The following is a 20,680-nucleotide window of genomic DNA, read 5'->3' as shown; positions in this document are numbered from 1 at the left end:
CTTTATGATAATGCTATGTCTGACAGAGTTTGCGCTTCTCTAATCCTAGATTTTTTAATTGGGGTAATTGCTGTTAATCACCTCAATGGCTCCCTAATTGTCAAGCTGCTGAGTAGCTAGGCAGTTGGGATAGTTGTTTTTCTAGCCAATCTTGATTAAAAACCTCTCGATAAATAGGATTTTGCACAACAAGAACTCCGTTGCGTTTCTCGACTAACCCAGACAGGAGTAACGCTGTTTCTGCAACGCTTTCTTTGGCGATGATGCCCCTTGCTTGACTAAGAATTTTTGAGTTTCGCCGGGGGATTGAGGAAGATTCTCTTTTGCTCCTCCTCTTCTGATTTGAGGGGTTCAAAATTTGCCGATAAAGCTGCAAAAGTAGCCCGGTATCTTGTTCACTCAGGAGGAGGCGATCGCGTATGGTGCGCAGATGCACTGGCTCATCGTTGGTTTCCCAATTGTCAATTACCTGCTGGTGTACCAGACGCTCAATCAATTTTTCTTCTTGACCAGCAGACACTATTCCCGGTGTTAATGCAACTAGTTGACAAAGTTTTTGCGTCAGAAACGGTTGCCCTCCTGTCCAATGCAAGATGCTTTTGAGTACTGCCATTGGGTTTTGGGCTTTGTTGACCAATCCTTGGGCTAATGGCTTAACTTCTGACAATTTAAAACCGGCTAAGGCGATCCCATAGCCAGCCTTAAAAGGAGTAAGTTTGGGATTTCGGATCAACTCTGGGGGAGCGGCTACCCCAAACACAGCAAAAGTAAGGCGTCTATCAGCTGGATGTTCTACTCTCTGACTATCGTAGCGGCTCAGCAGAGCAAAAAAATCTTCGGTGCAGAATTTTAGACCCAGCAAAACATCAATTTCATCTAGGCAAATAACAATCTGCTGCTTAGGTAAGTTGACGAATAATATCTGTTCTATAAAATTAGTTAATTTTTGGATAGGAGATAGAAATATTTGAGATGTCCACCAGGAATTTAAATCTAGCTGTTGATGACAACCAAACTTTCTTGACAACTCAAAACATATTCCTTTGTACCACTGCTCTGGTGTGCTATTTTCGCTACTGGCGTTAGTCAAATCTATTGCCGCACATAGCACTCCTGCTTTTCGCAACCGCTGTATGGTTTGTAGGCGCAAGCTAGATTTGCCCATTTGCCGAGAGTTAAAAATATAGCAAAATTCGCCGGCTCTTAGAGCCTCGTACAGTTGTTGATCTGCACTTCGTTGAACATAACAGGGATGATCAAATCGAAGGCTTCCTCCGACTTTATAGTAATCAGGCTCGGAAAATAAGCTCTTGCTCATATTATCAATAGCCAAGTGCAAAAATCTCTATTTGATTTTGTGGTTGGCAGTTTCAGAGCATTAGAGCTGAATCTTGGAAGCTCTCCTTCAATATCCTTGAGGAGTAACTCTAGAATATAAACAACGATAGAATATAAACAACGATTAAGCTAGCTCGTGTAGTTGTGTTTCTACACCACCTTCCTATCTAGCTCTTCTGATGGCTCAGAAAAAAAAGCATAGATTTTATTCGCTCCAATTGGGATAAAATCACTCATAAATTAGTTAACCTAGATGTGTATCCATCTTCGTTGATCATCCCTCCTCATCATATACCTTAAACTGGGTAATGCAACTGAATTGCTTGGGTTGTAGGCTCATGGAGCGTAACATCCCTCTGTGACCGGAAATTTGTCGCTCTCTAGACTAAGTAGCTCAGACTCCTCTTCGGGTTGCCTTGCGGCTACAGAGAGGCTTACTCCCTAAGCTGCGCCCGTCCACAGCTAACGCTAACATAACTATTACTTTTTCTAACTTCATCTGCTCTGTCCCGCATCTATTACCTTGGGGGAGTAACTTGTTATCAGGGAGTCGTAAGTCTAACACGAAAATATTGACGGTATAGCTCGCAACTAGGCATTGCTTTATCGCCACATAGTTTTACTAGACCAATACTTTGTAATCGGTAGACTAGCTGTGACGCCAGCAAAACCGGGCTGCTGCTGCTCACTACTTGCTTCATCGCTGCGGCTAGTTGTGAGTCTTGTAGGTACTCTAGCTGTCGTCGCAGATGATTATTATAAATGCCAGACTCTGTAGGAGCATACTCCAGTAACTTTTCAAAAGTGAAAGCTTGTGATGCATCGTTTCCTGGGTAGAAAAAAGCTAAGCCAGTAGCGTTTTGCTCCTGAAGGTAATACAAAGCTAGTTGCACTAGATAGGGGTGTCCTCCCACCAGTTCCATCAGTTGTCGAGTTTCATCGTTTCCCCAGTTAAGTCCATAGCCTCTGGCTAAATGCTTAACTTGCTGAAAGTTCCACTCTGGGAGAGCAATAGGTAGCCCAACATTAAACGGCGATTGATTAATATTTAGCGGCAAATAATCTTCCGTAGAATAAACTAATAATAACCGTAGTTTTTGCCAAATTGGGTTTTCATTAGCTTCTTCGTACCAAACTCGCAGCAGGGGCAAAAAATCTTGAGCAACTTGAGGATAGGAGAAGATGCGTTCAACTTCATCTAAACCTAACAAAAGAGGATCGCTCAGCTGTGGTAATAAGTATTCTTCAAAATATCTAGTGCAACTAGACTTAGCTAAATTAGAATCTTGCTCCCAGTAGTCATCCAACTTAGGTTCTATATTTAACTTCCAGCTAATAATTTTACAAAACCAGCGCAGTAAGTGATTGAGATTGCTAATTGCTCCTTGATCTGCTTGTTGGAAACTCAGACGTACTGTTTTGTAGCCCTGCTTATTTGCCCCATAAGAGATAATGTAGTTAAGCAGCGAAGTTTTGCCCATCTTTTGAGGTGCTTTAATCCGGATTAAGGCTCCTGGCTGCAAAATTTCTCGGCAACAAAGTGACTCAATCGGAAAACGCTCCACGTAAAAAGGAGAGTTGATACTGACTGAACATCCAGGAAAGCTAGGTTTAAATAATTCGAGATTATTTCTTTCTAGGGAATAAAATGAGAGATTTTCCTGGCTTTTGAAGTTATTTTCTGTTTCTTGTTTCTGTATTATTTTATCCCTGGACTTGTTTACTTGCAGTTGCCTTCTCAACACAGAACGGATATTACTTTTGGTAATTTTTTCACCAACAGTATCGCTAAGCTCTTGCCATAGTCGAGAGCCAACAATCCGCAAGTAACCAGCTTCATAATCGAACTCCTCAGCAATCTCTTGATAGCTTTTCCCCTGCCAACACTCACGCAGCAGCAGTTCTTGAAGATCACTCAATTGCCTTGGCTCTAACAGAGTGTCTAAAATTCCTATTGCCTGTTCTACATCGTAAATCATGAAATTATCGGAGAATTAAAACCTTATTTTTACTTATTTTTAAATAAAAGTTAATCTTACATTGACTAAATATCTAACTTTATATAACAAATATTACCTATTCCATACTAGGTTTACCCCAATGCTTGCTCACCTCGAAGATAGAAAAATTACAGGTTAATATATTTAGAGAGTGATTAATGGGTAACCTTAAAGTTCGCTAACTATAAAAGTTATACGCTATTTGTTAAAAGTTAAGGTCACGTTATACCAGCAAAATGATATACACTTTAGGGGTTTTCCCATGCTAATGTTTGTCCTAGATTTATTATCGAGTTTTGCTGAGAGTACTGAATCACTCTCAGTTGATTATTGAGGAAAATTTAACTCCTTAAGGCTTCGCTCCAACTTATTTAACTCCTTTGTAGCGTAAGATTATCTACTGACAAAATCGGAAAGGGTGCATCTCTAAACATTCCCTTAAATACCCGACACCGATAAAGTCTACTAAATGAAATATCTTCAGCTTACCCAAAAAATTAACTTCTGGCTGACTTCTTGGGGAACCATCAGCGCCGATACTCTCAAAATTTTACGGGGGAATTGATTTATGAACACTGATGATCTTAAACAACAAGTTCAATCTACCCAAGACTGTTTTGAGACAATTCGGCAATGTACTCAAAGCTTGCTAACTCAGCCCAGAGCAGTAGTAGTAGAAGCAATTAATGAACTCTCTACTACACTAGAAGAGTTGCAACAGCAGAATCAAGAGGTACTCAGCTTTAGTGGAAATAGAGCCTGTGATCAATCTTTAGTAGTTGATCCGGCTAAAGAGTCTAGGTATTGTCTTGATATCAAAGAAGATAAACAGACGACAGAACCCTTGCTAGAAACGGAAGAAAACTTCCGTGCTATCTTTGAGCAAGCTGCCGCAGGAATTGGTCAGTTAACCCTATCGGGCAAGTTTGTCCTGGTAAATCGACAGTTCTCTAGCCTACTAGGATACACAGAATCAGAACTTTTAGAGCGGACTGTCCAGGAAATTACCTATCCAGACGATCTAGAACCTAGCTGGGAATATGCACGTCAGCTACTAGAAGGCAAACGGCAAACTTATTCTCTAGAAAAGCGTTACATCCGCAAAGATCAGCAGCTACAGTGGATGCATTTATCAGTATCTCTATTGCGGGACTCTCAAGGAAATCCCCAATACTTCATCGCCGTCATTAAAGATATTAGTGAGTGTAAAAGGGTACAGACTCAGCTAAAACAGCAAACCCAGCAGTTAGAGGAGACTCTCCAGGAACTCCGCAAAACTCAAGCACAACTAATTCACACAGAAAAAATGTCGAGTTTGGGGCAAATCGTAGCGGGCGTCGCCCACGAAATCAACAACCCCTTAAGTTTTATCTGTGGCAATTTGCTGCACTTGCAAAATTATTCCCAGGATTTACTGGAGTTATTGCAATTGCATCAATCTCAACAACCACCTACCCCGGTACTCCAACAGGCAATGGAAGAAAAAGACCTAGACTTTTTAAGAGAAGATCTGCCTAGGCTGCTGAATTCCATGAAAACAGGAAGCGATCGCATTTATGGAATTGTCCAGTCATTGCGCAACTTTTGCCGGGACGAAGGACAACTGAAGACGATGGATATCCATGAAGGTATCGAACATACTCTGATAATTTTGTGTAATCGTCTACAAGCTAATCTTGAGCAGACGGCGGTGGAAGTTGTTAAGGAATACGATAATATACCCCGCGTGGAGTGCTACCCAGGCAAGTTAAATCAGGTGTTTATGAATATCTTGAGTAATGCCATCGAGGCACTCGAAGAATTAAGACAACACCAAATCCAGGACAATCAGTCGGCAAAACCTTGTGAAATTCGGATTCGCACGACATTGGTTAAGCCAGAGAAAGTCGTGATCTCGATTGCTGACAATGGGCCAGGGATGTCACCAGAGACACTACAGAAAATATTTGACCCTTTCTTTACTACCAAATCCGTGGGACAGGGGGTAGGATTAGGCTTGGCTGTTAGTCATCAAATTGTGGTCAATCAACACCAAGGACAGTTACGGTGTATGTCAACTTTGGCAGAGGGAACCGAATTTGTGATTGAACTTCCTGTAGTTCAGAATCGCAATTGTTGTTAATTAAATCCCAGTTCCTGGCGGCCAGGTGGTGAATACAAAGACTACCACAGCGGCAAAAGCCAACATGCCCTCAATTAAATTGCCAATTACCGAACCCACGACAATGCCTAAACTAGCCTTTGATGCTAACCTGATTCTTGGCTCTAGCTCTAACTCACGCCGATAGAGAAATTCTCCGATAAATGCTCCCAAAAGCGGCCCCACAAGAATACCGAGCAGTGGCCCACCAATGAGCCAAGCAGGCAGCAGCCCGAAAAATCCCAGTATTAATCCGATAATTGCCCCAATTTGACCCCATTTGCTAGCGCCAACACCTTTAGCTCCCCAGTAGGTAGCCAAAAAATCAATGGCTACACTGAGCAACAACACCAGGCAGGCAACTGCTATAGCCCAACTAAGACCACCAAAACCGCTAGCTACTCCCCAAACTAAAATTGCCACTACAATCAAGCTAGAACCAGGAATTCCTGGAACCACTGCTCCGATAACACCCACTAGCATCAGAGCAAGTAATAACCAGTAGAGAACCGTTAAAGACATTTAAATTTCCGCCAGTGCAATATCATCTGCATAGCGACTGAGGGTGTTAGCAATTTTGTCGGCAATCCCCTCAATCCAATTTTCGTCTTGTTTGGTGTAGCTGCGAGGGGCGTTGGCTCCTAAAATTAAGGCACCCTGGTTGCCGATGGGTTGGCAGATTAGACCCTGGGTGTTTTCTGGCAAATAGTCAAACTCAATACTTCCAGGATACAGTTTCAGGTTGACTAAATAGATGGGTTTTCCTTGTTCTAAAACTCGTTGCAAAATTGCTCCTGGTTTGACTTCTTGGTTAGTACCCAGGATGCCTCGACGCAACAATACCTTGCCCTGATACCAAACTATTAGCGATCGCGTTACTGTATTCATTAGCAATAAATGGGATGCCCAAGCAAGCTCTGTCTTGACTTCCTCCGGTAGCTCTGCTGCCAGTTCAAAGCCTTGCTCCCCAATTAAATCAACCGCTTCCGGCTGACGTGGCTGCACCTGTTGCCAGAGTAAACCTGTCAAAACCAATACCGCACTCAAAATAACTCCCAAGGCATCAGCACGCGCCTGAGAGTCTGTTAGCTGGGGTGTGAGCAATCGATTAGATAGTAGTAATACTCCCCCCAACCCGCCAACCACTAACGGTAGCTGCCGTAGTACGGAATTTTGATCAGGTTTAGCCATGCTTAAATCAGTTAAAAAGAAAGACTAAAATCAATCCCAACAAAAAATTATTTGTCAATGGTAATTTTTAATTTTTATTTAATTGAGGCTTCCTCTCCCGGTTCAATAATTCTTTGAAATAGATAGCCAGTACCTCTGGCGGTGAGAATCAGCTCAGGATTGCTAGGATCGTCTTCTAATTTCGCCCGTAAGCGAGAAATGTGAACATCGACAACGCGGGTATCTACGTGGCGTTCTGGCGTATATCCCCACACCTCTTGTAAAATCTCTGAGCGAGAAAAAGGTTCTCCAGAGCGACTGACTAGCAACTCTAGTAAACTAAATTCCATCCCGGTGAGACGAATGCGTTCATCTCCTTTGTAAACCTGTCGCTTGTTGGTGTCGATTTTGATATTCGCCACATGGATGACACCAGAACTAGGAATTCCGGAGGCTCCCACTTTATCCACCCGTCGCAGCACGGAGCGAATACGAGCTTCTAATTCTTTAGGAGAAAAGGGCTTGACTACATAGTCATCGGCTCCTAACTCTAAACCAGTAATTCGATCGGCAACATCCCCCAAGGCAGTTAGCATGATAATAGGAATGTCTGATTCCTTGCGCAGCTCTTGGCAAACACCATAGCCATCGAGTTTCGGCATCATTACATCCAAAACTACCAAGTCAGGGTCAGCTTTATGGAAGATTTCTAGTGCCTCTTCTCCATCAGCGGCCGTAACCACATCATAGCCAATCATGGAAAGACGAGTCTCCAAGATACGGCGGATACTAGCTTCATCATCGACAACGAGAATTTTTTCTTTATGAATTTCCAATTGACTCAAGACTCCTGAAATCTACTCAGTGAATTGTTAATTTATCAGTAGCTTATCCATAGAATATTACTTTATAAGAAGGTTTTTTAAGGCTTCAACTTTATATATTAATAATCTATGACGGCTTTTCTTAATTTTTGTTTATAAATTAAAACTTTTTTAATAGTTGGCAATAGTTTTTGGGACTTTTAGATTAGGATGGCAAAGCCAAAATCCTTATATGTTTGTAACGCCTGCGGTGCAGAACACTCGCAATGGTTTGGCAAATGTTCATCCTGTGGTGTATACAACTCCTTGGAAGAAGTGGTTAATCAAGCCCCAGTCAACCTAGTGCGCGGGGGGCGGCAATCTACCCATGATTACAGTAACTCTGCCAACAAAGGGCCAGCTCAACCGAGATCATCCCTCAAATTTTCCGAAATTTCCAACCACTCTCAGCTCAGGTTTGCTTCGGGCTATGGTGAACTTGATCGAGTCTTAGGAGGTGGGATTGTTCCTGGCTCTTTGGTGTTAATTGGCGGCGATCCTGGTATCGGCAAATCAACTCTACTACTCCAAGTAGCTAATCGACTAGCATTTGAGCACCGTATTCTCTACGTTTGTGCCGAAGAGTCGGGCCAACAAGTAAAGCTGCGGGCTTCTCGCCTCGGCGTGGGTGCAATGCCAGTGGAGGCAGAGACTGGTAACGGCGCTGTTAAACAACCCAAAACCTCTTCAAAATCAACAACTCAGGAGCCAAACCTCTACGTGCTACCCGAAACAGATTTGGAAGAAGTTCTCCGGGAGTTGGAGTCCCTCAAACCTCAAGTAGCGGTCATTGACAGTATCCAAACACTCTACTTTGCCGCCCTAACTTCGGCTCCCGGTTCTGTGGCGCAGGTTCGAGAATGTACCTCAGCTCTGATGCAGGTGGCAAAGCGGGCCAACATTACCCTGTTAATTGTCGGACACGTTACCAAAGAAGGTGCGATCGCAGGGCCAAGAGTACTAGAACACCTAGTAGATACCGTACTCTATTTTGAAGGCGATCGCTTTGCTTCTCACAGACTGCTGCGCTCGGTAAAAAATCGCTTTGGTGCCACTCATGAAATTGGTATTTTTGAGATGGTGGACAAAGGCTTGCAGGAGGTGGCAAATCCTTCCGAGCTGTTTTTAGGTAGTCGGGACGAAATGAGTCCTGGTACTGCGACTGTCGTTGCTTGTGAAGGCACTCGCCCCATTCTTGTGGAGTTACAAGCACTAGTTGCTCCTGCTAGTTATGGCTCACCTCGCCGCTCAACTACAGGTGTAGATTACAGCCGTTTGCAGCAAATTTTGGCGGTACTAGAGAAGCGGGTGGGTATTCCGCTATCGAAACTAGATGCTTATGTGGCTACCGCTGGTGGTTTGGGTGTAGAGGAACCGGCCGCAGACTTGGGTGTGGCGGTTGCAGTTGTAGCCTCTTTTCGCGATCGCATTGTTGATCCGCGCACTGTCCTGATTGGAGAAGTGGGCTTAGGAGGGCAAGTAAGACTGGTTTCTCAGATGGAACTACGCCTCAAAGAAGCTGCTAAACTTGGTTTTAAGCGAGCAATTATTCCCAAGGGTCAAACTTTACCTGATCTGGGACTAGAAATCATACCAGTATCGAGAGTTTTAGACGCAATTATTGCTGCCTTACCTGGTGGCCTGCGTCAGCAGCTAGTAGATAATTTTGATGAAGATGGGATGACGGAGAACTAAGAGACATCAAGCACTAGAGCTAGGGATTGGGGGAAAGGCAGTGGGAGAATTAAGAGTAACTGGCAGCAATTTCTACCTACTCCCCACCCTTAGCGTCTAATTCTCGGTTAACTTACTGAGCAGCTACCATACTCATCAGGGAAAGGGGTTCTACTTCCTTAACCTTTGCCATGGGAACGCAAATCACAATAAAATTGCGTCTGGGTCGGGAAATAATTCCTTCTCGCTCAAACTGGTTAAGTATCCGCGTAACTGTGACTCGTCTAGTGCCAATTGCTTCTGCTAGTCCTTGATGGGTCAGTCGCAGGTCAATTAGTCTTCCGGAGTTAACGTCGCGACCAAACTTGTTACCTAACCAAATGAGAAGTTGATGCAAACGGTAAGGCATCCGTTCGTGGCGAATAATATTCAACATCTCCTCTGATTGTTGAATATTGGACATAATGGCATCTAAGGCTTGGTAATACTGATGAGAAGGGATATAGCTAACTTCTACACTAGTTAAGCATTCCACTTGGTAAGGCTGGATCTTAGATAGAGGTTGGCCAACTACATCTCCTGGTCCCCAATATCCCAGAGTGATTAGTGTTCCTTCCTGATTCCAAGTCAAGGTTCTCACTGCTCCTCTGGCAATTTGCCATAAACCGTCTGGTCGCAGAGGTAGTGAGTCACGACGGCTGAAGGTGCGCTGTCTTAAATTAGTGGGTGAGCCAAAAGCGTAAGTGCGAGTAGTCATAGTAGTTGAGTCTCAAAAGAATTAAAACTAAGTGAAAATTAAAACTAAATTCTTAACAGCCTTTTCTAATTGGCTTCGTATCTGGGCTGTTTAAATTTAGTGGTGGTAGATGCTTGCCCAGCGATGGTGTCCTTTTCTGTTAACACCGAGGTTAAGGATGATCAGTGCAGCCTTTAGTAGTCAGTACTAGCTGTTCTCTCACTCTCCGGCAACAAACTCTAAGTAGTAATTGCTCAGTTCCTTAACCGCTAGTTCATAGAACTGCTTGCCGTGTTCTGGCTTCGCTAGTGCTGGGTTAGAACCCATGCGTCCATCTGGATAACGCCGCCGAAAGTCAGCTGCGCTGTAGATTTTGTTCTCAGAGCAAACCTCAGCTGAGAGGTGGACTTCCTTAATGGCCTCTGGATAAAAGTACTGAGTAAATGCCACCTCACTAGGGGTTGCATGGTCACCTTCTTGGTCGCCATACAAATCTTTAGCTAGTTGGTAAACTGAGCTACAGGTGAACCAGTTGGCTAACCGGCACTTAACCAGGGAAGCGTTAGGTAACCTTAAATCAGCTAAGTGACCATAAGTTTCTGCAAAAGCTGCTTTAAGAGTCGCTATATTGCCGCCGTGACCGTTAATAAAGAAAAACTTAGTGAATCCAGCTGTAGTCAGACAGGTGAGATAGTCTTTAATCACCTGAATCAATGTAGTCGGTCGCAAGCTAATTGTGCCGGGAAAATCACAATGGTGTAGCGCCATTCCTACATGAATTGTCGGTCCGACTAGAGCACCAGTAGCATCGCCGACTCCCCTAGCACTCTCTTGTGCACAAATCGCATCAGTGCCAATTAATCCCATTGGGCTATGTTGTTCCGTTGAACCAATGGGGAGAATGATCGCTTGCGAGTGCTTCAGGTACGCCTCAACTTCTGTCCAAGTACTCAAATGTAGCAGCATGGTCTTTTCATCCGGGTCACTATTTGTTTATCTATCTCTGTGTGCTCTACTTGCTCTTTCTAAAATTGCTTGAGCCAACTAGGCAAACGGTTAAACACTGACTGTTTTTAGATTGACGATATTTGTCAGACAGTAAGTCTTAGTCGCAGCCATGGCTCAAAGCCAGAACAGGAATAGAGACTAATGAAATGGATTGGTAAACGGTGGATGACCCTGGTGTAATTCACTAAATCCGGCAGATTTTTTTCAACCTATCTCCTCTAGAGATGAGGGTTAACGCTGGTCACTAAAGCCAACATGCTAGGTTTTTTTTTGAGTTAAATAGCCGGAAGGCTCAAGTACTAATTAATTGCTCCTTTGCTACTGTTCATAACCAGATTTCTTGTCTGTAAATACCTCTGGGCTTTGGCAGCGCCTTTGGTGTTAAGAGATGCCAGAGGCTGGTGTGTCTCATCTGAGTCAGAAAAAACAGCATCAGCACGTCAAGCCCCTTGAAGGAAAGTTGCTAGTTAGGGATTCCTGAGCCGTAGAACTTACCCTCGATACTTGACCAAAGTCAGTCCCTTTCTCAATTGAGCGGATTGATTGGTCTTGTAGGTCAGGTTGGGCGGCAGGAACGTGGTTGCTAACCCACTAGTGCAATTTGGTGAGTTATTTCACCTGTCATACTAGCGTACGACATGTATTACACAATACGAGCATAATATTTCCCAGGCTTAACAGCAACTCTGTTGAGCAAATTGTGATCAAATCTTTAAAATTTTTAACTAGCTATGGGCTGAAACGAGGATTTAGCTGAGTGAACACACCATGAGGAACATTTGCCTCAACTCAAAGAGACAATAATGGTGTATACCTTGGCTTATAGCCTCTAATAAATGAGTACCCAGTTTTTAATTTATGCTTTCTCTAGATCAACAGCAAAGCTCTTCTAGTACGGGGCTGACGCAAATGAAACGTATCCTGGTGGTAGAGGATGAAGATTTAATTCGAGAAATGCTTACCTTCGCTTTAGAAGGGGAAGGGTATGAAGTAATTACTGCAGCTGACGGACGCGCCGCCCTAGAGATCCTCCAAGATGCTGAGGGGAGGGAAGGGGATGACCCTTTCAATTTACTAGTTCTAGACTTAATGTTGCCCCAAATTAATGGTCTAGATCTGTGTCGGCTGCTACGCTACCAAGGTAACTTGGTGCCAATTTTGATCCTCAGCGCCAAGTCTAGTGAAACTGACCGCGTTTTAGGTTTGGAAATTGGTGCAGATGACTACCTCACCAAGCCCTTCAGTATGCCAGAGTTGATTGCTCGTTGCCGTGCTCTACTGCGTCGCCAACACTTTAGCTCTTTGCCTCAAATGCCAGTGTTGCAATCTCGAGATATCAAGCTTTATCCTCAAGAGTGCCGAGTCACTGTTCGAGGAGATGAGGTGAACCTTTCTCCAAAAGAATTCCGACTTTTGGAATTATTTATCAGTAATCCCCGCCGGGTTTGGTCTCGTGAACAGTTAATTGATCAAGTCTGGGGACCAGATTTTGTGGGAGATACCAAAACAGTAGATGTTCATATTCGCTGGCTACGGGAAAAATTAGAGAAAGACCCTAGCCAGCCAGAGTACTTGATTACAGTACGGGGTTTTGGCTACCGATTTAACTGAAAATCAACACAAGCTAATCAAATAGGGTTATGTTTACGCAGGGTGTGCCTATTTTTTTGCCAAATTTAAAGCTTTGCCAGTCATAGAAGAATATTTGACCCCAGGCTCAACCCCACAGCTTCTAATTTCCCCAAAAACTAGACCACAGTAAAAGCCAGACTACACATCAGAAATTGATAGGATGTGTAATGCTTAGTTAAGATTGAGTTTGCCAGCAGGTTGGGTGGATTGCTCTAATTTGCGCCGCCTAAGTTAGCCTAAACATCTCATTAAAAGGCGATTACACTTATAGCAGAGCACATAGCTTGAGGTGGGGTAGAGTTAAATGACCCTCCTGATGTTTTTATTGGGTTTGGCTTTAGGGACTGGGATTGGGTTGTGGCAGCGGCATCTATTACAGAGACAACTGCTCAAAATATTGGGTTCGCTGCACACAGATCCCATTAGCAGTTCCATGCGGGTAGTTTCTCGCTTACGCCAAGAGATTAATCTAGCCAACCAGTACCGTGAAGCACAAGAATCGGCACTGCAAACCAGAAAACAGTTGCTGGATATCATGCCAGTTGGTTATTTGCTCTTGGATGCCGAAAATCAGCTTCTAGAGTGCAATCAGCAAGCGCGACAACTGTTAAACATCCATCGCTGGGAGCCAGAGAAAGTGCGTTTGCTGCTGGAAGTAGTACGTTCTTACGAACTCGATCAGCTCATAGAAAATACTCGTATGACTCAACAACAGGAAATCTACGAGTGGGTATTTCATCCTGTCTGCATGGATGGGGCTGCGATGGGCGAGTTGCGACCACTAATCTTGAGAGCTTCTAGTTGGCCTCTTGCTGACGGAGAAGTAGGCGTCTTTCTAGAAAACCTACAACCTTTTATGGAACTTAAGCAATCCCGTAACCAATGGTTTTCTAACTTAGCCCACGAACTGAAAACACCTCTTACATCGGTTCGTTTAGTAGCAGAAGCCCTGGGGGGAAGTCTCGAACCCACTGCTAAACGCTGGGTTGAGCAAATGCTGCGGGAAACTGATAGACTAATAAACTTAGTAGAAGACTGGCTGGAACTCAGCCAAATGGAAAAAGACCCTAGCACAATTTTGCGATATCAAACGGTAGAACTAGGTTCTCTAGTACAGTTAGTTTGGCAAACTTTGGCACCTTTGGCAGAGCAAAAGCAAATCAGTCTTTCCTATTATGAACCTGAGGTTATTTGCCTAGAGGCAGATCAATCCCGCCTGATTCAAGTATTTCTCAATTTATTTGACAACAGTATTAAACACAGTCTGTCCACATCGGCAGTTCGTGTAGAGGCACACCGCATTACCACCACAAGTATGGATGTTAACTCATGGTCTCCCACCTCTAGTGAACTTATGGTCAACAGCCTGGATCAGGCAGGAGTTCTGGCGAGTAACAGTATAATCAATGAAGTGGTCAAGACCCCTTGTATTCAAATCGATATCATTGATTCAGGATCCGGCTTCTCACCATCAGACTTGCCCCATGTTTTCGAGAGACTCTACAAAGGAGACGCTTCTCGGCAAAAGGTGAAAACAGACTCGGAGGCTTCAGGAGCCTTCTTACCAAGTCGAGGTAGTGGTTTAGGCCTATCCATCGTGCAACAGATTATCCAGGCTCATGGTGGCACGATTGAAGCTAGAAATCATCCCGAAATTGGTGGTGCCTGGTTACAAATTAAACTGCCTGAGCGCCAGATTTAACCCTTGTTTAACTTCTACTTGCTAATTTATTTATAAACGTTATTGTTATTGATAGTGAATGCGAGGTGAAACTGTACTCTCCCAAGAAAAACTCCGAACTTTCTCATTTCCAGCGATGTGTGAGGCGTCTTGAGCAAGATGTCTTGCGAATGGGGGCATTAGTAGAAAAATCTTTCCGGCTCAGTCATCAATCACTATTTGCCCGCAACTTAGAGGCAGCTTCACAAATAAGCTTAATCGATAAGCGAATTGATCGCTACTATCGTCAAATTGAGTCCGAGTGCAGCATACTGCTAACTTTGCAAGCTCCAGTTGCCCAAGACTTACGTCTTGTGAGTGCCTTGATGCAGTTGGTGAGAGACTTGGAGCGTATTGGGGATTACGCCGAAAATTTAGCCGAGATTGCTGTCAAACTTTTTCCTTACCCACCTCCTGATTGTTTACCTGAAATTGAGGTGATGTCTCATCATGCCCAAGCGATGCTAGCGACAAGTTTAGAGGCTCTGGTTGATTTAGATGCCAATGCTGGAAAAGCAGTTAGGGATCTCGATGAGCAGGTAGACAATGCCTACGAAAAAGTTTATCAAACCCTAGCCCAGCAGCGTGATATAAAAGGGGTTATTGAACCAATTCTGCTTTTAGTGTTGGTCATTCGTCATCTAGAGCGGATGGCTGATCACGCTACTAATATTGGTCAAAGAGTAACGTACATTGTCACTGGTCAACGTTGGTAATTGTCAAGCTTGACGAAGCAAGCAAAAACCACCGAAAGTTAATCTGGCTTGCCCTTGCTTAGGGGCATAACCTGCCAAGATTATGCCTGATGCTACTTACTTTTTGTTTGACCACAAATGTATAGCTTGTAAATCAAGATACTGTAGGGGCTAGTCTGTCCTAAGATCTAGATTTCTTGTTAATCAGCAAGATTACGATAAGGAACTTTGATGTCCCTGAAAAAAATAAAAAAAAATAGTGTATAGTCTACTCGAAAGTACCGTTGCTGACAAAATCAACTTTCGTGTTTTACTAGTAGATTGGCTCAGGTGTGAGGATTCTTAAGCGATATGTCAAAATTTTTTTGGAATACTTTGAAAGTCAGTCCAGCGCTTCTGGGTGCTATCTTCGCAGCTAGCAGCGCCTACGCTACCCCAAGCGTCTCTGACCAAAAGGCGGTAACTGTGGAAAACACCACGGAACCCTCAGTTAAACTGCCGGAAAACACAGTCCTCGAGGAAGACTTTGTTTCTCAGTCGAATCAGCCCCAAAACAATGCTGGCTTTGATCTTGCTCAACAGATGCCAGTTGTAGATAGTACAGATGGCAATGCCAATTCTGAAGTTTTAGAGCAAATCGAACTCTACAATAGCAACGAAATTAACGGTGATCCCCTTGGTCAAGTCACCAACATCAATCAGTTAAGAGATGTCTCTCCGGGAGACTGGGCCTATGAAGCCCTACGCTCACTAGTTGAACGCTACAACTGTATTGTTGGATATCCTGATGGCACTTACCGGGGTCAGTCGCCAACGACACGCTATGAATTTGCTGCTGGTTTAAATTCCTGTTTAGACCAGATTGTACGCATTATCGAGCAACAGGGTGGTGGGGTAAGCCGTGAGGACTTAGAAACCCTGCAACGGCTGGTTCAAGAGTTTGAGGCTGAACTGGCAACTCTGGGTACGCGAGTAGATAATCTTGAAGGTCGTGTATCTTTCTTAGAAGACCATCAGTTCTCGACAACCACCAAGCTCAATGGGGAAGTTATCTTCAGTGTAGCCAGTGCCTTCGGTGAAGATACCAAGGTTGATGGTAGTGGTGAAGACGTTGATGATAACGTCACCCTAAGCAACCGGGTACGTCTCAACCTGGACAGCAGCTTCACGGGTAAAGACCGCCTCAGGGTTCGTCTAGAGTCGGGTAACATCACCCGCTTTGATCGTGCTACTGGCACAGATATGGCTCGTTTGGGCTACGACGCCAATAACGGTAACGATATCGAAATCAACGACTTAATTTATCGCACTCCCGTAGGTGATAACCTTCGGTTCTGGATTGGCGCTAGTGGCTTTGAATTTGAAGACATGGCAGATGTCTACAACCCCTTATTGGAAAGTAGCGGTACGGGTGCCTTGAGTCGCTTCAATCGGCGCAACCCTGCTGTCTACCGCAACGGTTCAGACATGGGAGCTGGTTTGAACATCAAGTTCAGCGACTCTCTAGGTTTAGATGTAGCTTATCTGACCAGCAGCAATGGTAGTGACCCTAGTGACAAAAATGGGCTTTTCGATGGCACCTATACTGCCCTAGCTCAGCTGAACTTGGGACTAGGTGAAGCTTTGGGTCTAGGCTTAACCTACGCCTACTCCTACTATCCTGGCGGAGAAGTTGATTTCTCCGGTAGTGTTGGTAGTCCTCTTGCAGAAGATCCCTTCGATGGTGTCGCTGCTTCAGCCCATCGCTTCGGTGTACAAGGCGACTTGAAGCTCGGTTCTAAAGTTAGCCTTGGCGGTTGGGGCGGTCTGGTACTAGCAGAAGCTGAAGCCGGAGCTAGAGAAGGTGATAACGCCGATATCTGGAACTGGGAAGCACGTGTAGCCTTCTCTGATTTTGGTAAAGAAGGTGCCGTACTAGCCTTCGCTGGAGGTCAGCCACCTAAAGCGACCAATGTCGATGGAGGACCGGAGGATGAAGACACCTCTTACCTAGTGGAAGCTCTGTACAAATTCCCTATCACCGATAACATCTTGCTGACACCGGGAGCCTATGTGATTTTTAATCCTAATCACGACGACGGCAACGATGAAATTTGGGTGGGAGTACTCCGTACCACATTCAAGTTCTAGGTACTCTTCCCGGCTTCAGTTGTCTGACGCTCAAATTCTCAATTAATCTAGGGACGTAGCTTGCTGCGTCCTTTTTAAGCTGAGTAGTTATGTTTTCCCCATCAAAGGTTTCTAAGTCTAGACTTCGTACCAAGCATTGAGATATGATGGGAGGCTGTGATTTTTATTAAAAAAAATGAGTGCTCAAGGGATTATTAGCTCAATTGAAGCCGAACAGCTAAAATCTGACTTGCCAACTATCTACGTAGGCGATACTGTTCGGGTGGGAGTCCGCATTCGAGAAGGCGGCAAAGAAAGGATACAGCCTTACGAAGGTACCGTAATTGCCATGCGCAATGGCAGCATCAACGAAACAATTACAGTAAGACGCGTTTTTCAAGGAATCGGTGTTGAGCGGGTTTTTCTCGTACACTCCCCCAGAATCGCCGAGATTAAAATTGTGCGCCGTGGTAAAGTCCGTCGAGCCAAGCTTTACTATCTGCGCGATCGTGTCGGTAAAGCTACCCGTGTCAAACAACGCTTTGACCGGAGTATCTAGTCTAAAAAGCGAAAAGCCACACTTGGTATTAATACGCTCATTGCGTTAGAATAAGAAAGTTGGGGGTTAGAGCTGCTCACCCTAACCAATATGTGCGCTCTTAGTTCAGTTGGTAGAACGCAGGTCTCCAAAACCTGATGTCGGGGGTTCAAGTCCTCCAGGGCGCGCTCTCAACTAATATGGTGTGCTAATTGGGAACTGCGGGGCTGCCCGGAGACTGTATTGCACTTGTCCCTCACAAAAGACCCAAAATTTTGTGTATAATTGCCATGTAAACGGCTGTAGGATCCACCCTTAGCAGATGAGCGACGCCTGTATTCAATAGCCTGACGAAGTTAGGGTATTTGACACAGTAAAGTTTCAAGACTAGCTATTGCCTAACGCTTCCCAATTCCTCTCGTGGCATGTACTGTCGATAGCGGAATTGAGTCTGCTAGCGCCCAATGCCTCTCTGGCTCAGATTAGGCAAAACGCCTTCTGGCTGTGTTAGCGCAAAGGACTTGCCCGAGGCGAGGTAGCGCTTGCACAAAAGGTATCTAGTGTAGGGACAAGAAAGAAATAACTTAAATGCAGCTTTAGCTTCCCTGTTAATAAGCTACTCAAAAACCAAGCATACTTCCCTGCTGAAAAAGTAGCATCCGGGTCTTTCCTAGCTAGAGAGTGAGGAAAATCCTACCAGGTTTAGTTGAAGGGGGAAATGAAAAGTTGTGGCGAAGAAAACTAAGAGTGAAGCAGAGATCAAAGAAACCACCTCTGGGTTTAGTCTAGTAAAGTTTCTACAGGAAACTAAAGAAGAACTCAGTAAAGTGGTTTGGCCTAGTCGGCAGCAGTTAATTAGTGAATCCGCTGCTGTGCTGCTAATGGTGATCCTCTCTGCCACCACAATTTACTTTGTGGATGGCTTTTTTGCGTGGATATCACAGAAGGTATTCTGATGAGTTTTGCGGCAGACGAATCCTACGATGATTCAGAGCAACAGTCGGAATCTATTCCGAAACCCCGCTGGTACGCAGTTCAGGTAGCGTCTGGCTGTGAAAAGCGAGTGAAAACAAACCTGGAACAGCGCGTCCAAACTTTGGATGTGGCTGACCGGATTTTGAGAGTGCAAATTCCTCAAACGCCGACCGTGAAAATCCGTAAGGATGGTTCTCGGCAACATACAGAAGAAAAAGTCTTCCCTGGCTATGTACTAGTCCAAATGCTAATGGACGATGAAGCATGGCAGGTTGTCAAAAACACCCCTAACGTGATCAATTTCGTTGGGGCAGAACAAAAGCGTCGCTATGGAAGGGGACGTGGACACGTTAAACCAATGCCCTTGAGTCCTGGAGAAGTCGAACGGATCTTCAAACAATCCCAGGAACAAGAACCAGTTGTCAAAGTTGATATGGCAACCGGCGACAAAATCATCGTTCTATCTGGCCCGTTCAAAGACTTTGAAGGCGAAGTCATTGAACTTAGCCCCGAAAGGAGTAAACTCAAAGCTCTACTCTCCATTTTTGGGCGGGATACGCCAGTGGAATTAGAATTCACTCAAGTTGAAAAAACAAGCTAGAAATGGCAAAAAAAGTCGTGGCAATGATTAAGTTAGCTCTCCCTGCGGGGAAAGCTAACCCTGCCCCGCCAGTTGGACCGGCGTTGGGTCAGCATGGCGTGAACATCATGGCGTTCTGTAAAGAGTACAACGCCAGAACCGCTGAAAAAACAGGCATGGTAATACCGGTAGAAATATCGGTTTTTGAGGATCGTAGCTTTACGTTTATCCTCAAAACCCCACCTGCATCGGTTCTGATTAAGAAGGCAGCTGGTATTGACAAAGGAGCTAGTGAACCCAACAAACAAAAAATTGGGTCGATTAGCCGTGCACAACTTCAAGAAATAGCCCAGACAAAGATGCCTGACCTCAACGCTAATGATATTGAGGCAGCAATGAAAATTGTTGAAGGCACCGCCAAAAACATGGGTGTGGCAATTACAGAGTAATGATTGGGAGTCGGTCGTTTATCAAAGATGACTCACACCTCCCAAAGAGCAACCAGTAAACAGTTCAGTAACAACCTAACAGGGGGAGAAGCACTAGCTTCGCTAGTTACCCCAGGAGATATAGATGGCAAAAAAAGTATCGCGCAGACTACACGAGCTGCAAAAGCAGGTCGAACCTCGGCCCTACGAACCATTAGAGGCTCTTAATCTCTTAAAAGAGACAGCCACAGCCAAGTTCCCTGAGTCAGCAGAAGTACATATCCGCTTGGGAATTGACCCGAAATACACAGACCAACAGTTACGGACAACTGTGGCACTCCCCAAGGGAACTGGTCAAACAGTTCGTATTGCTGTAATTGCCAGGGGCGAAAAGGTCACAGAGGCTACTAGTGCCGGTGCAGACATAGTTGGTTCTGAGGAGTTGATTGAAGAAATCCAAAAAGGCATGATGGATTTCGACCGACTGATTGCAACACCAGACATGATGCCACAGGTAGCGAAGCTGGGACGTCTTTTGGGGCCAAGGGGTCTAATGCCCTCGCCAAAAGGTGGAACAGTTACCTTTGACGTCGCTCAGGCGATTGAGGAAGTTAAAGCTGGTAAACAAGAGTTTCGGGCTGACCGTACTGGCATTGTTCATATTTTGTTTGGCAAGGCTTCCTTCGCGGCAGAAGATCTACTCGTGAACCTCAAAGCCCTACAGGAAACGATTGATCGTAACCGTCCTTCTGGCGCAAAGGGTCGCTATTGGCGTAGTATGTACGTATCTGCGACCATGGGTCCATCGATCGAGGTAAATATTAGTACCTTGCGGGACATGAAAGTCGGTGAAGCTGCCTAACTGGAGATTTTAAAACTCAGAGAAATTCAAACACCCCACACTAAAAAACTGAATTGGCTCGTGCCCAAGACAGCAGGTGCAAATCGCTTAATACCCTGCCGAGGTCAATGCCCTGAGTATCTGTCCTGCCACTGGCAATAAAGTTGAGTGGCTTGGCGCTAAAGATGCGAAGTGCAACCCCGGCATAGCGACCGGGGTTTTGCTTTGAAGAG

At 44.7% G+C, this 20,680-nt stretch carries 18 protein-coding genes, 1 tRNA gene and 1 other annotated feature; of the genes, 12 read left to right on the top strand and 7 right to left on the bottom strand.

Going from position 1 to position 20,680, the window contains the following annotated elements; translation table 11 throughout:
* Window positions 1-100: 100 nt before the first annotated feature.
* Window positions 101-1,318, bottom strand: a complete 1,218-nt coding sequence (locus ACT7WV_RS02225; protein ID WP_445101334.1) for an AAA-like domain-containing protein — start codon at window positions 1,316-1,318, stop codon at window positions 101-103.
* A gap of 562 nt (window positions 1,319-1,880) precedes the next feature.
* Window positions 1,881-3,317, bottom strand: a complete 1,437-nt coding sequence (locus tag ACT7WV_RS02220) for an AAA-like domain-containing protein (RefSeq protein WP_445101333.1) — start codon at window positions 3,315-3,317, stop codon at window positions 1,881-1,883.
* 589 nt (window positions 3,318-3,906) lie between these two features.
* Here ACT7WV_RS02220 and ACT7WV_RS02215 point away from each other — a divergent pair.
* Complete coding sequence (locus tag ACT7WV_RS02215) at window positions 3,907-5,460, top strand: sensor histidine kinase (RefSeq protein ID WP_445101332.1); 1,554 nt, start codon at window positions 3,907-3,909, stop codon at window positions 5,458-5,460.
* Here ACT7WV_RS02215 and ACT7WV_RS02210 read toward each other — a convergent pair whose 3' ends face one another.
* From ACT7WV_RS02210 to rpaB, 3 genes are all read right to left on the bottom strand, one after another.
* Complete coding sequence (locus ACT7WV_RS02210; protein WP_445101331.1) at window positions 5,461-6,000, bottom strand: DUF456 domain-containing protein; 540 nt, start codon at window positions 5,998-6,000, stop codon at window positions 5,461-5,463.
* Window positions 6,001-6,669, bottom strand: a complete 669-nt coding sequence (locus ACT7WV_RS02205; RefSeq protein ID WP_445101330.1) for a cofactor assembly of complex C subunit B — start codon at window positions 6,667-6,669, stop codon at window positions 6,001-6,003.
* 74 nt (window positions 6,670-6,743) lie between these two features.
* Window positions 6,744-7,484 carry a response regulator transcription factor RpaB gene (gene rpaB / locus ACT7WV_RS02200; protein ID WP_445101329.1) on the bottom strand — a complete coding sequence of 247 codons (741 nt, stop codon included), beginning with the start codon at window positions 7,482-7,484 and terminating at the stop codon, window positions 6,744-6,746.
* A gap of 198 nt (window positions 7,485-7,682) precedes the next feature.
* Here rpaB and radA point away from each other — a divergent pair, with 198 nt between their 5' ends.
* Entirely contained in the window at window positions 7,683-9,206 is a 1,524-nt protein-coding gene (radA, locus tag ACT7WV_RS02195; RefSeq protein WP_445101328.1) for a DNA repair protein RadA, read from the top strand.
* Window positions 9,207-9,318: 112 nt separating this feature from the next.
* Here radA and ACT7WV_RS02190 read toward each other — a convergent pair whose 3' ends face one another.
* Both ACT7WV_RS02190 and ACT7WV_RS02185 read right to left on the bottom strand, forming a co-directional pair.
* Window positions 9,319-9,942 carry a Crp/Fnr family transcriptional regulator gene (locus ACT7WV_RS02190; protein ID WP_445101327.1) on the bottom strand — a complete coding sequence of 208 codons (624 nt, stop codon included), beginning with the start codon at window positions 9,940-9,942 and terminating at the stop codon, window positions 9,319-9,321.
* 198 nt (window positions 9,943-10,140) lie between these two features.
* Window positions 10,141-10,887 (bottom strand): creatininase family protein, encoded by a 747-nt coding sequence (locus ACT7WV_RS02185; protein WP_445101326.1) that lies wholly within the window; start codon window positions 10,885-10,887, stop codon window positions 10,141-10,143.
* A gap of 900 nt (window positions 10,888-11,787) precedes the next feature.
* Here ACT7WV_RS02185 and ACT7WV_RS02180 point away from each other — a divergent pair.
* The 10 genes from ACT7WV_RS02180 (at window position 11,788) to rplA (ending at window position 20,468) form a co-directional block, all read left to right on the top strand.
* On the top strand, window positions 11,788-12,540 hold the full coding sequence (locus ACT7WV_RS02180; RefSeq protein WP_445101325.1) for a response regulator transcription factor: 753 nt from the start codon (window positions 11,788-11,790) through the stop codon (window positions 12,538-12,540).
* Window positions 12,541-12,865: 325 nt separating this feature from the next.
* Window positions 12,866-14,263: a sensor histidine kinase gene (locus ACT7WV_RS02175; protein WP_445101324.1), complete on the top strand. Its 1,398-nt coding sequence runs from the start codon at window positions 12,866-12,868 to the stop codon at window positions 14,261-14,263.
* Between the two features lie 65 nt (window positions 14,264-14,328).
* Window positions 14,329-14,997, top strand: coding sequence for a phosphate signaling complex protein PhoU (phoU, locus tag ACT7WV_RS02170; RefSeq protein WP_445101323.1), 669 nt, complete (start codon window positions 14,329-14,331; stop codon window positions 14,995-14,997).
* Window positions 14,998-15,327: 330 nt separating this feature from the next.
* On the top strand, window positions 15,328-17,106 hold the full coding sequence (locus tag ACT7WV_RS02165; protein ID WP_445101322.1) for an iron uptake porin: 1,779 nt from the start codon (window positions 15,328-15,330) through the stop codon (window positions 17,104-17,106).
* Between the two features lie 175 nt (window positions 17,107-17,281).
* On the top strand, window positions 17,282-17,644 hold the full coding sequence (rplS, locus tag ACT7WV_RS02160) for a 50S ribosomal protein L19 (RefSeq protein WP_445101321.1): 363 nt from the start codon (window positions 17,282-17,284) through the stop codon (window positions 17,642-17,644).
* A gap of 94 nt (window positions 17,645-17,738) precedes the next feature.
* Window positions 17,739-17,811 (top strand) — tRNA-Trp (locus tag ACT7WV_RS02155).
* Between the two features lie 540 nt (window positions 17,812-18,351).
* Window positions 18,352-18,579: a preprotein translocase subunit SecE gene (gene secE, locus ACT7WV_RS02150; RefSeq protein ID WP_445101320.1), complete on the top strand. Its 228-nt coding sequence runs from the start codon at window positions 18,352-18,354 to the stop codon at window positions 18,577-18,579.
* Window positions 18,579-19,199 (top strand): transcription termination/antitermination protein NusG, encoded by a 621-nt coding sequence (gene nusG / locus ACT7WV_RS02145; RefSeq protein ID WP_445101319.1) that lies wholly within the window; start codon window positions 18,579-18,581, stop codon window positions 19,197-19,199. Before secE ends, nusG begins: the two co-directional genes overlap by 1 nt.
* Window positions 19,200-19,201: 2 nt before the next feature.
* Window positions 19,202-19,627 carry a 50S ribosomal protein L11 gene (rplK, locus tag ACT7WV_RS02140; RefSeq protein WP_445101318.1) on the top strand — a complete coding sequence of 142 codons (426 nt, stop codon included), beginning with the start codon at window positions 19,202-19,204 and terminating at the stop codon, window positions 19,625-19,627.
* Window positions 19,628-19,751: 124 nt separating this feature from the next.
* Window positions 19,752-20,468 carry a 50S ribosomal protein L1 gene (gene rplA / locus ACT7WV_RS02135; RefSeq protein ID WP_445101317.1) on the top strand — a complete coding sequence of 239 codons (717 nt, stop codon included), beginning with the start codon at window positions 19,752-19,754 and terminating at the stop codon, window positions 20,466-20,468.
* A gap of 45 nt (window positions 20,469-20,513) precedes the next feature.
* Window positions 20,514-20,680, top strand: a sequence feature (ribosomal protein L10 leader region).

Source organism: Symploca atlantica LB2515 (assembly GCF_052546295.1).
The sequence above is the reverse complement of the archived record's forward strand: the minus strand, read 5'-3'. Positions and strand labels throughout refer to the sequence as shown.